15 protein-coding genes are annotated in these 9915 nt (G+C 66.4%); 3 read left to right on the top strand and 12 right to left on the bottom strand.

Annotated elements, in window-relative coordinates:
- From B3E91_RS21730 to lysC, 5 genes are all read right to left on the bottom strand, one after another.
- A partial coding sequence (locus tag B3E91_RS21730; RefSeq protein ID WP_287031349.1) for a phage baseplate assembly protein V occupies positions 1-273 on the bottom strand: 273 nt, incomplete at its 3' end.
- Positions 274-347: 74 nt separating this feature from the next.
- A complete protein-coding gene (locus tag B3E91_RS21725; RefSeq protein ID WP_287031348.1) occupies positions 348-800 on the bottom strand; it encodes a phage virion morphogenesis protein in 453 nt (150 codons plus the stop codon).
- Positions 797-1207: a phage tail protein gene (locus tag B3E91_RS21720; protein ID WP_349681602.1), complete on the bottom strand. Its 411-nt coding sequence runs from the start codon at positions 1205-1207 to the stop codon at positions 797-799. The genes B3E91_RS21725 and B3E91_RS21720 overlap by 4 nt, the downstream gene beginning before the upstream one ends.
- Positions 1204-1395, bottom strand: a complete 192-nt coding sequence (locus B3E91_RS21715) for a hypothetical protein (protein WP_273228692.1) — start codon at positions 1393-1395, stop codon at positions 1204-1206. The genes B3E91_RS21720 and B3E91_RS21715 overlap by 4 nt, the downstream gene beginning before the upstream one ends.
- Entirely contained in the window at positions 1392-1652 is a 261-nt protein-coding gene (lysC, locus tag B3E91_RS21710; protein ID WP_349681601.1) for an Rz1-like lysis system protein LysC, read from the bottom strand. Before lysC ends, B3E91_RS21715 begins: the two co-directional genes overlap by 4 nt.
- A gap of 31 nt (positions 1653-1683) precedes the next feature.
- On the opposite strand from lysC, the gene B3E91_RS22125 reads away from it, so the two are divergent.
- Entirely contained in the window at positions 1684-1983 is a 300-nt protein-coding gene (locus tag B3E91_RS22125; RefSeq protein WP_349681600.1) for a hypothetical protein, read from the top strand.
- Here B3E91_RS22125 and B3E91_RS21700 read toward each other — a convergent pair.
- From B3E91_RS21700 to B3E91_RS21670, 7 genes are all read right to left on the bottom strand, one after another.
- On the bottom strand, positions 1938-2780 hold the full coding sequence (locus B3E91_RS21700) for an N-acetylmuramidase family protein (protein ID WP_287031346.1): 843 nt from the start codon (positions 2778-2780) through the stop codon (positions 1938-1940). The two genes, B3E91_RS22125 and B3E91_RS21700, sit on opposite strands and share 46 nt — an antisense overlap.
- Positions 2777-3091: a phage holin, lambda family gene (locus tag B3E91_RS21695; RefSeq protein ID WP_287031345.1), complete on the bottom strand. Its 315-nt coding sequence runs from the start codon at positions 3089-3091 to the stop codon at positions 2777-2779. Before B3E91_RS21695 ends, B3E91_RS21700 begins: the two co-directional genes overlap by 4 nt.
- A 27-nt stretch (positions 3092-3118) precedes the next feature.
- On the bottom strand, positions 3119-3328 hold the full coding sequence (locus B3E91_RS21690; protein WP_273228686.1) for a tail protein X: 210 nt from the start codon (positions 3326-3328) through the stop codon (positions 3119-3121).
- A complete protein-coding gene (locus tag B3E91_RS21685) occupies positions 3328-3792 on the bottom strand; it encodes a head completion/stabilization protein (protein ID WP_287031343.1) in 465 nt (154 codons plus the stop codon). The genes B3E91_RS21690 and B3E91_RS21685 overlap by 1 nt, the downstream gene beginning before the upstream one ends.
- 103 nt (positions 3793-3895) lie before the next feature.
- A complete protein-coding gene (gene gpM / locus B3E91_RS21680; protein WP_287031341.1) occupies positions 3896-4597 on the bottom strand; it encodes a phage terminase small subunit in 702 nt (233 codons plus the stop codon).
- A 6-nt stretch (positions 4598-4603) separates the two neighbouring features.
- A complete protein-coding gene (locus tag B3E91_RS21675; RefSeq protein WP_287031340.1) occupies positions 4604-5614 on the bottom strand; it encodes a phage major capsid protein, P2 family in 1011 nt (336 codons plus the stop codon).
- A 43-nt stretch (positions 5615-5657) separates the two neighbouring features.
- Positions 5658-6482 (bottom strand): GPO family capsid scaffolding protein, encoded by an 825-nt coding sequence (locus tag B3E91_RS21670; protein WP_287031339.1) that lies wholly within the window; start codon positions 6480-6482, stop codon positions 5658-5660.
- Positions 6483-6635: 153 nt separating this feature from the next.
- Here B3E91_RS21670 and B3E91_RS21665 point away from each other — a divergent pair, with 153 nt between their 5' ends.
- Together B3E91_RS21665 and B3E91_RS21660 are read left to right on the top strand one after the other, a co-directional pair.
- Positions 6636-8387 (top strand): terminase ATPase subunit family protein, encoded by a 1752-nt coding sequence (locus B3E91_RS21665; protein WP_287031338.1) that lies wholly within the window; start codon positions 6636-6638, stop codon positions 8385-8387.
- Positions 8387-9427, top strand: a complete 1041-nt coding sequence (locus tag B3E91_RS21660) for a phage portal protein (protein ID WP_287031337.1) — start codon at positions 8387-8389, stop codon at positions 9425-9427. The genes B3E91_RS21665 and B3E91_RS21660 overlap by 1 nt, the downstream gene beginning before the upstream one ends.
- Positions 9428-9915: the final 488 nt, after the last annotated feature.

The raw sequence follows: 9915 nt of genomic DNA, 5'->3' as shown, positions 1-9915 counted from the left end.
ACCGTTGGCGGGGTTCTCATCGCTGAACAGGCCGGTTACCGCGACGCCCTGGGAGAGCACGCCGGAGGGGCTGAGCAGCACGACCTGCTCGCCTACGGTTGGCGGGTCCCATTCCTTGGCGGTACCGGCGCGCAGCGCGAGCCACGGCAGCCAGGCGGTGGTGAGGGTGCCGGTTTGTACACGCACGCGCGGCGGGGTGACCTGCACCTCGGCGATGGTGCCGAGGCGGACGAGGTTCTCGATGAGGCGGGCGAGTTCGGCGAATTGGTTCATGCCGTTGATGCTGCGGCTCGCACGCGCGGGAAGCACCTGGCGGGCGGTGTAGCGGGGGGCGCTACAGGGCGAGGTCAGCGGGTGAGGTATTCGAGGGTGGCGTCGCGGATCATTTCGAGGTCGGCGTCGGTGAAGCCGAGCAACTCGCGGCGGTCGTATTGGACGTCGGCCTGACCGCGGCCGGGGCGGTCGCGCAGGCCGTATTGGTGAATGCGCGCGATGCGCGACACGCGCCCGGTGAAGCCGATGGCGACGCCGGCGGGGCTGCTTTGCACGCGCAGGTACTTGGCCTGGCGCAGCTTGCCGAACATCTGGCGTTTGATGCGGCCGACCTTACCGCGCAGCTGCCGCGGGCGGCGTGCCGCGTAGGCGGTGCCGTCCGGGTTGCGCTGGCTGGCGATGCGCTGCTGCTGGCTGCGGCGCAGCTTGCGGCCAAGCTCGGTGCTGAGCTGGCGGCGCTCGCCCGGGGAGAGCTTGGCGAGCAGCAGGCCGGCCCACTCTTCCAGGGCGTGCAGGTTGTCGGTCACAGGCCGAAGTCCGGCTCTTCGGGGTGGGTGACGTCGAGTGTGCCGCTGTCCAGCCGTTTGACGATCACGCGCTCGGTGAGTGGCAGGCTGAGCGCCATGTCGACCTTGCCCCCGTCGAGGATGTCGGCCTCGAAGGTGATGGCGTCCTTCCCGCGCTCCAGGTTGGTGAGCAGCTCAGGCTGCTGGCGGCGCAGCCATTCCAGGACGGGGATGAACACGCTGTCGGGGTGGCCGGCGAAGTCGGTGAGGATGACCTGCAGGGTGTAGCTGTACTCGAAGGACAACCCAGGCACCGCGGTGCAGCGGACGCTGCCGGTGTCGATGAAGATCAGCAGCCGGTCGGGGCTGTGCTTGAGCTCCGCTACGGCAGCGAGCAGGTGCTCGCGCAGGCTGTTGGGCTTGTTCACGCGTCGAGGCTCCAGTAGTCGTCGCCGCCGGCGGTGATGAAGGCGTTCTTGAGCTCGGTGACGATTTCCGGCAGGCCGTCGCGCATGGCTTGCAGGTGTAGGTGCTCGGGGAGCGGCAGCTCAAGGCCGGCCGCGAAGTTGTCCAGGCGGTCGATCTGCTCGGCAAGCTGTTCCATGCCCAGGCTCATGGCTGGGCCTCGCGCTGGTTGTGCTGGTAGATCACGTCGACCTTGGCCGCGCAGTCGGCCCAGGCGGCAAGGACGGCATCGTCGGCGTCGCTCAGGTCGCCGTTATCTTGTGGTGCTGCCGGCGGCAGGCTGCAGCGTGTTACGACGGGACAGCCAGTCACGGTAGGCGTCTGCTCCGGTGATTGCGGGACGAGCGTGCAGCCGGCGAGCAGCAGCAGGCAGAGGCTGAGCGGCCCAAGCGTTGAGGTCCTGGTCATTGCGGCGGGTTTCCTTTTTCATCAGCTGGTCTTGGGCCTGCGCCTGGTGCAGGTCGTCCTGGGTTTGCTGCAGGTCTTGCTGGGTGGCGCGCTGGCTGGCCACCTCGGCGACCAGGCGGACGATGGTTGCGGTCTGGCGCTCGCTGCGCGCGGTGACGTTGGCGAACTTCTCCTCGGCCAGGGCGGTGCGGCCTTGCTCGGCCTCGCTGCGCTGGTGGTTGCCCCAGAGCAGCAGGGCGAGCGCGCCGAGCAGGGCGATGCCGTAGAGGGCCTGCCGGAGCGTGCTCATGCCACCGCCTTTCCACAGTTGCAGCTGGCGTGCTGCGCGTAAGCGCGTTCGAGCTTCACGTCGTAGAGGTTCCGGGCGTAGCCGGGGCCGTTGTAACCCTTGGCGAACGCCGCCCACTTCTTCGCCTTGAGGGCCTTGAGCAGTGCCGGCTCCGCTTCGATGAAGCGGACGAAGGCCTCGAACTGATTGTTCTCGTTCGCACCCATGAGTTGGACGAACTCGTCGACGCTGGCGTAGCCGAGCCGCTCCGCCTGGTAGCCCATGATCTGAAAGGCCCCCCAGCTCGCCGACTCATTCGCGCACAGCGGGTCGATGGTGCGTGCTTGGGCAAGGCGCTGGTGTTCGCCGGCGCCGCCGATGTAGCCGCCGCGCTGTCTGTTGACCAGGGCGGGAAATTTCACGGCGAGCTCGTCGGCGCGGCGCAGCAGGGTCGCCGGATCGTCGGCGGCGGTGCGGGGCAGGGCCAGGCGCTCGTGCATGACGTGCCGCTCGAACAAGATCTTCGGCTTGCCGTTGGTGAGGAAGCCTTGGCCGAGGCTTTCTACCTCGTTGACCGCGTACACGACGGCGAGCTCAAGGCCCAGGCGGTCAGCTGCCGATACCAGGGTGGCGTTGCGCAGCAGTGCAGAACAGTCGGCACCGGCGAGCGTGGCGAGCGTCTTGGGACCGGCGACGCCGTCGGCTACCAGGCCAACCTTGAGTTGGAAGGAACGCACGGCGGCTTCGGTGGTGTCGCCGAAGAAGCCGTCGACCAGCAGCCCGGCGGCGATGGCGCTGTTGAGGCGCTGCTGCAGGGTGCGGACGTCGTCGTTGCGGTCGCCATGGCGGAGCGTGGTCATAGTTCGTCAGCCTTTTTGTTGAAGAAGCGCTCGGCCAGGTTGCGGGTGCCTTCGACGCCGAGCAGGCCGATGACACCGCCGAAGAAGGGGCCGGTGGTGCTCGGGATGCCCAGCAGGCTGAGGCCATGGCAGGCGCCGAGCGCGAGCAGGCCGCAGAGCGGTGCCTCCAGCGCTACGCGCCGAAGGGTGCCGCCGCCGTAGATGATACGGAGCCCGGCGATGCCGAAGGCGACCAGGCCGGCGTAGAGGGCGGGCCAGTTTTCCTGCAGCCAGGCGGCGAGCCAGGCCCATGTTTCCGGTTTGTCAGGCATGCGCATGGTTCCAATATCCGCGGTTGGTCAGTCCCATAGGTTCACCGCCTGGCGTTGTTCGGGTTGCACCGCGGCGTCCGGCAGGATCACGGTGGTGCCGTGCGGGATGGTGGTGCCAAGCTCGGCAAGGCCCGGGTTGGCTTCGAGGACGGCCTCGGTGACGCCGGCGGTGCGGCCGTAGTACTGCCAGCAGAGGCGGTCGACGGTGTCGCCCTGGGCGGCGATGACGGTGGCCACTACAGCAGCTCCACGGTGGCGTGGCTGACGCCCAGCAGAGTGCGCAACGCCTTGCGGGCATCACGCCGTAGCTGGTCGGGGCTGGTTTCTTCCTCGGTGACCTTTTGTTCGCCCGTGTTGGTGGCGTCGTAGCTGTTGTAACGCTCGATCAGCTCAGCCAGAGCACCGCAGTAGATGACGCGGCGGTACAGGTGCAGGAGCTGGCTTTCGCCCTTGATCTGCTCGGCCGGCACGTTGGCCAGGGTGGCATGACCTTCGCCCTGGCGTGCGGCGCGGTAGGTGGCGAGCTCGCGATTGGCCTCGATCATGGCGTTGACGGTGGCCACTTCGAGGCGAGCATCGGTGACGCTGGAGTCGATACGCATGGCGGCGCGAAGCTGCTGGCCATCGATCTCGGGCCAGAATTCCCCATTGCTGATGGGAAAGGCGGCGGTGGTATCGCCGCCGGCGATGAATCCGCTCATGGTCGGGCCTTGAATGAGTGGGCGGTGGTCGGGGCTTCACAGCGCGGGAAGGAGTCACCCGGCTGATCCGCCCCGAGCCGCCCGGGTGCGGGGGACCGCTCGGTTAGCTGGCGTCGCCAGCGTGTTTCTTGAGGAGCCGCTCGGCGCGCTCCAGGTCTTTCTTGCCGCCGCAGCTGTCGTGCTGCTGGATGGCGGCTTTCAGCAGGTCGATGCCGGCTTGTATCTGCCCGGGCTGACCGGGGTTGTTCTCGTCTAGGCCCGCCAGGGTGGAGCGGCCGAGGGCGAGGGTGAGCTTGGCGCGGGCTTCGTCCGGCATGTCCTGCTCCGCGGTGAGCACGGCGGTGCGGGTGAGGATGTCGTGGGGGAACACGCCGCCGGCCTTCTGCGTGGTGAGCGCGGCTTGGGCGACTTCCTCGGCGATCAGGCAGCCGGTGGTGCGGTTGAAGCGGTTGGGCGTTTGCAGGTTGTGCCGGATGGCGTATTCGGCGATGTCCAGCCCGCCTGCGAAGTCGGCGGCGTCGAAGCGCCAGATCATGAGGGTGACGAGCACGTCGTCCTGGGCGCCCTGGCCGGCGGCGAGCACGCCGTCGACGTAGGGCACGTATTCAGGGAGCAGTTCGGCCTTGACCAGCGCTTTGTGCTGCTGCGACTGGACCTGCTTGAGGCGCTGTTGATCCTGCTGGAGCTTGGCGAGCATGAGCTCGTAGCTGGTGAGGCCGTCCATGAGGGCAGCAGGGGCGGTGCGCGCCGCCTCGGTGGCGGCACGTTTGCGCAGCTGGGTGCGTTGAGCGAGGGTCATGGCCATGGCGGGTTATGCCTTCTCGATGTTCTCGACCAGGGCGACGGCGCCGAAGTCTTCGATGACGTAGGCCTCGTTGGAGGACTGGTAGTCGGCGACCTGGTCGTAGTCCGGTTCGTCGCGGATGTTGCGGCGGCGCTTGCCGGTCTGGACGTAGATGGACAGGTTGCTCAGTGGAGTGATGAACAGGCCGCCTTCGATGAAGAAGGGCGCGTCGTACTCGATGGGCATGCCGCCCAGGCGGGTATTGGCGACGATGTCTTCGGCCGCGTTCGCTTCCTGGTTGGAGTCCGCGCCGTTTTCCAGGGCCTTGAGTTGCTTCTCGTGCAGCAGGGCGGGGTCAACGATGACGACCAGGTCGGTGCGATTGCGGTGCCAGGGGTCGAGCAACTGCTTGGCGTCGAAGGCCAGCGCGTCGAGGGTTTTGTAGTCTCCGTTGGCGCCGATGACGACCTTGCCGGCGGTGGCGCCATCGTCGATCACGCGATCAGCAGCGGTGGCGCGGATTTTCTGCAGCCAGCCGATGTTGACGTCCTGCAGCAGCGGGTTGGCGTCGAGGTCGGTGTCTTCTTCGGCCGTCCTGCCGTTGAAGCCGATCATGATGCGGTCCAGACCCTGCTGCACGGCGATGGAGCCGGACAGGCGCGTCTGGAAGTCGGGGAACTTGGCCCAGGCGTCGAGTTTGGCGTAGGGGAACGCGGTGTCGAAGTCGGTCTTCTTGCAGGCGTAGGTGTCCTTGGTCAGCGCGCTGACGTCGCGCGGCTTGCGCGGCTTGCCCGGGCCAGTCTTGGTGCGGCTGGCGGTGGGGCCGCTGACGCCGAGCATGATGGCTTCGCCTTCGGCCTCGTCGACCTGAATGATGTTGATCTTCTTCAGGAAGCCATTCGATTGCTGGATGGCGGTTTCCAGCTTCTGCGCTGGGGTGGCGGCTACGGTGAAGGTCTCGGTGGCCGAGCCGACATCGTTGATTTTCGCCTGGTTGGCAAGGTAGCCATTGAAGGCGATGCGGGTGTTCTTCTGCATGGTGTATCTCCGAGCGGGATCGCGTGGTGGCGGCGGCTTGGGGTCAGAATTCGGCGACGACTTGGCCGTTGCCGCCGCTGACCGGCGGGCGCTGCTGCTGGCTGTGGTCTTCGGTGTCGCCCAGGCGCGCGACCAGCTCGGCGAAGTCGGCGGAGAGCTTGGTGTGGGCAACCCGGAGCTTGTCGTGCTCGGCGTTGAGGGAGGCGAAGGCCTTGGCCTGTTCGGCGCCATGCGTTGCGAGCTGCTCGATCAGTTCGCCCAGGGCGGTGAAGCTGGCGGCGTCCTTGCCTTCTTTCTCCGTGCTCTTGCTGAGGAGGTTGCTGACCTTGTCGCGCAGGGCGGCGAACATGCTGGGGGTCTCGACAACCTCCTCGAATTCGAGGGCTACTTCTTCGGCGACGCTGAAGAGGTTTTCCTTGTGCAGCTTGCGGTGGGCGCTGAATTTCAGCGCTTCGGTGCCCAGGCTGGCGGGGCTATCGGTGATGGCGAGGCCAACCAGGTAGGCCTTGCCCGATTCCGCGAAGTTCGGCTGCACCTCGGCGGAGGTGTAGATCTTCTGCCCTTTCTTGTTGAGCTCGATGAGGCTGTCGGTCGGCTCGATCTGGGCGAACAGGGCGAGTTTCTTCTCGCCAGCGATGTCGACCTCTTCCGCCTTGAGGGCCAGCACGTCGCCGAAGGCGCCGAACACGCTGTCCGGGCCGAGGCCGCGGATGTGCTCGCAGTTCAGGCGGGCGCCGTAGGTGTTCGGGTCGTAGCTGGCGGCCATCTGCTCGATCCAGGCGCGTTCGACGGTGCGACCGTCGGTGGTGGCGCCTTCACAGAAGATGCGGACCCATTTGGAGCGAAATTTCTTGGTGGCGGCGGGCATTCGGTTGTCCTCAAGGCGGTGGCTGTGGGTGCCGTTGCGTTGAGGGCATGGTCGACAGTGGCGGAAGGCGCGGCAACGCGCTGAGGGTGTAGCGCGCCGCGGTACAGGGCGCGGCGATAGGGCCACGCGCGCGCGAGCGGCAGCATCGGCGCCATGAATGCTATCGCCCAGCCGACCACCGATCCGCGCCGCCAAGCCAAGTTTCTGTACTGGACTGGCTGGCGCATCACCGATATCGCCGACTACCTCGGCGAGAAAGAGAAGACGCTGCACAGCTGGAAAGCCCGGGACGAGTGGGACCGGGCCGACAACGTCGAGCGGATCGGCGGGGCGCTTGAAGCGCGGCTCGTGCAGCTGATCCTCAAACCCGAGAAGACCAGCGGCGATTTCAAGGAAATCGACCTGTTGCACCGCCAGCTGGAGCGCCAGGCGCGGATTCAGCGGTATCAGGCCGGCGGCACTGAGACGGACCTCAATCCGAACATCGCCAAGCGCAACGAGGGGCCGAAGAAGGCGCCGAAGCGCAACGAGCTGAGCGAGGAGCAGATCGAGACGCTGGTCGAGGCTTTCCGCGACAGCTGTTTCGATTACCAGCTCGACTGGCACCGCGCCGGGAACATGCGCACGCGCATGATCCTCAAGAGCCGGCAGATCGGTGCGACGTTCTACTTCGCCCGCGAGGCGCTGATCGACGCGATCACCACCGGGCGCAACCAGATTTTCCTGTCAGCCAGCAAAGCCCAGGCGCACCAGTTCAAGACCTACATGCAGTCGTTCCTCAACGAGGTGCTGGGGGTGAAGCTGACGGGCGACCCCATCGTGCTCTGGAACAACGCGGAGCTGCACTTCCTGGGCACGAACTACCGCACGGCCCAGGGGCGCAGCGGGAACTTCTATTTCGACGAATTCTTCTGGGTTCATGGCTTCGCCGAGATCAACAAGGTGGCGTCGGGTATGGCGCTGCACAAGAAGTGGCGCAAGACGTACTTCTCGACGCCGAGCAGCATGGCGCACCCGGCCTATGCCTACTGGACGGGCGAGCGGTTCAACAAGGGTAAGCCCGCCGCCAAGCATATTCAGCTGGATGTGAGCCACGAGGCGCTGCAGCAGGGGCGGCTGTGCGAGGACCGCATCTGGCGGCAGATCGTGACGATCCTCGACGCCGAGTCCCGCGGGTGCAATCTGTTCGACCTGGAGGAGCTGCGCGAGGAGTACGACGCCGGGGCGTTCCAGAACCTGCTGATGTGCCAGTTCGTCGACGATGGGGCGAGCATCTTCCCGCTCAGCATGCTGCAGCCGTGCATGGTGGAGTCGTGGGACTGGCCGGACTACAGCCCGTTCGCGATGCGGCCGTTCGGCGAGCGGCCGGTCTGGCTGGGGTATGACCCCGCGGAGAGTGGCGACTCCGCCGGCCTGATCGTGGTGGCGCCGCCGCTGGTACCGGGAGGCAAGTTCCGCATCCTGGAGCGGCACCAGTTCAGAGGCATGGACTTCACCGTGCAGGCCGAAACGATCCGGCAGGTGACCCGGCGCTACAACGTGGCCTACATCGGGATCGATACCACGGGGCTCGGCAGCGCTGTGGCCCAGCTGGTGCGCCAATTCTTCCCGGCGCTGAAGACGTTCTCCTACAACCCGGAGGTCAAGACGCGCCTGGTGATGAAGGCGTGGGACGTGATCAGCAAGGGGCGCTTGGAGTTCGACGCAGGCTGGGTGGACGTGGCGCAGTCGCTGATGGCGATCCGCAAGACCATCACGGCCGGGGGACGCCAATTCACCTATACCGCGGGGCGCAACGACAGCATGGGCCACGCCGACTTGGCCTGGGCGCTGTTTCATGCCCTGCACAACGAACCGCTGGAGGGCCAGACCACGGCCAATACCGGCATCATGGAGATCTACTGATGGGCGCTATCGAACTGTCCGGCGCGACGCCGGCGAACCTTGGGGAGCAGCTGGTCGATACGGCGGCACGTGCCGAGGCGTTCACCTTCGGCGAGCCGGTGCCCGTGCTGGACGGCCGGGAAATCCTGGACTACCTGGAGTGCTACGACAACGGCCGCTGGTACGAGCCGCCGGTCTCGCTGGATGGTCTGGCGCGGTCGTCGAAGGCGAGTGTGTATCTGCAGTCGGGGCTGGTGTTCAAGCGCAACGCGCTGGCCCGAACCTTCGTGCCGCACAAGCTGCTGAGCCGGCAGGCGTTCGAGCAGATCGTCATGGACATGGGCTGGTCGGGCAATCTGTATCTGGAGAAGCGCGACAACATGCTCAGGCAAGCGCTGGGCCTGCAGCCGTGCCTGGCGAAGTACATGCGGCGCGGCAGTGAGCTCGACCGCTTCTACCAGGTCCACGGCTGGAAGGATGAGCATGAGTTCAAGCGCGGCAGCATCTGCCACCTGCGCGTGGCCGACATCAACCAGGAAATCTACGGTTTGCCAGAGTGGCTGCCCGCGTTGCAAAGCGCGCTGCTGAACGAGGCGGCGACGCTGTTCCGGCGCAAGTACTACGCGAACGGGTCGCATGCCGGATTCATCCTGTACATGACCGACCCCGCCCACAACGAGGATTTCATCAACGACCTGCGCTCGGCGATGAAGAACAGCAAGGGGCCCGGAAACTTCCGCAACCTGTTCATGTACGCCCCGGGCGGCAAGAAGGAAGGGCTGCAGCTGATCCCGATCAGCGAGGTGGCCGCCAAGGACGACTTCGGCGCAATCAAGAACATCAGCCGAGACGACCAGCTCGCGATGCTGCGCATCCCGCCGCAGCTGCTGGCCGTTGTGCCGCAGAACGCCGGGGGCTTCGGCTCGATCCGCGACGCCACCCAGGTGTGGGCAGTCAACGAGCTGGAGCCGGAGCAAGCACGGCTTCGGCAGATCAACGACTGGTTGGGGGAAGAGGTGGTGCGGTTCACCCCGTACGAGCTGCCGGCCGCCACCAACTGACCGTAAAGCGCACACGAAAAAGCCGCCCCTTGAGGCGGCTTTTTTTTGCCCGGCGCACGCGAAAGTTTGCGGCTTCTCGGCGCGAAAAACCCCAGCCCACACTACCACTTTCGGGGCATGCAAGCCAGCGTTTCAGGGGCTGGACGCCAGTATTTGCGCGGGTTGCAGCGGTGCGGCGGGCTGGCGCGGACCCGGCGGCGGGAGGCAGCATCGTCTCGACGTGGAGGCGTCCGGCAGCCGGCCAGCCAGGCCCGGTCGGGAGGGGGCCGGAGGGCCATTTTTGCCCCGGCGCGCGCGCTCGTCCCCCCGCCACGCCTCCGGGCTAAACGTGTGGCAATTTCTGCGCCCCTGCAGCGCCCGCCAAGCGGCCATGGTGCTGGGCTGGCGGGGCCTTTCACTGGTGCTGGAAACCCTTCAGAACCCTGCGCAGAGGGGCGTCAACAGCGCTTCCGAGAAGATGGCTGGGACAGTGAGATAGGGGGGCGTTT

Origin of the sequence: Pseudomonas sp. UBA6310, assembly GCF_002438225.1 — a bacterium.
Lineage (GTDB): Bacteria > Pseudomonadota > Gammaproteobacteria > Pseudomonadales > Pseudomonadaceae > Pseudomonas_O > Pseudomonas_O kuykendallii.
This window is presented reverse-complemented; position numbering and strand designations above follow the sequence as displayed.

Excerpts from the sequence above, each read along its gene's own strand:
- B3E91_RS21660 (WP_287031337.1), top strand. The coding sequence starts at position 8,387 with ATGGGCGCTATCGAACTGTCCGGCGCGACGCCGGCGAACCTTGGGGAG.
- gpM (WP_287031341.1), bottom strand. The coding sequence starts at position 4,597 with ATGGCCATGACCCTCGCTCAACGCACCCAGCTGCGCAAACGTGCCGCC.
- B3E91_RS21700 (WP_287031346.1), bottom strand. The coding sequence starts at position 2,780 with ATGACCACGCTCCGCCATGGCGACCGCAACGACGACGTCCGCACCCTG.
- B3E91_RS21715 (WP_273228692.1), bottom strand. The coding sequence starts at position 1,395 with ATGAGCCTGGGCATGGAACAGCTTGCCGAGCAGATCGACCGCCTGGAC.
- B3E91_RS21685 (WP_287031343.1), bottom strand. The coding sequence starts at position 3,792 with ATGAGCGGATTCATCGCCGGCGGCGATACCACCGCCGCCTTTCCCATC.
- B3E91_RS21670 (WP_287031339.1), bottom strand. The coding sequence starts at position 6,482 with ATGCCCGCCGCCACCAAGAAATTTCGCTCCAAATGGGTCCGCATCTTC.
- B3E91_RS21665 (WP_287031338.1), top strand. The coding sequence starts at position 6,636 with ATGAATGCTATCGCCCAGCCGACCACCGATCCGCGCCGCCAAGCCAAG.
- lysC (WP_349681601.1), bottom strand. The coding sequence starts at position 1,652 with ATGACCAGGACCTCAACGCTTGGGCCGCTCAGCCTCTGCCTGCTGCTG.
- B3E91_RS21695 (WP_287031345.1), bottom strand. The coding sequence starts at position 3,091 with ATGCCTGACAAACCGGAAACATGGGCCTGGCTCGCCGCCTGGCTGCAG.
- B3E91_RS21675 (WP_287031340.1), bottom strand. The coding sequence starts at position 5,614 with ATGCAGAAGAACACCCGCATCGCCTTCAATGGCTACCTTGCCAACCAG.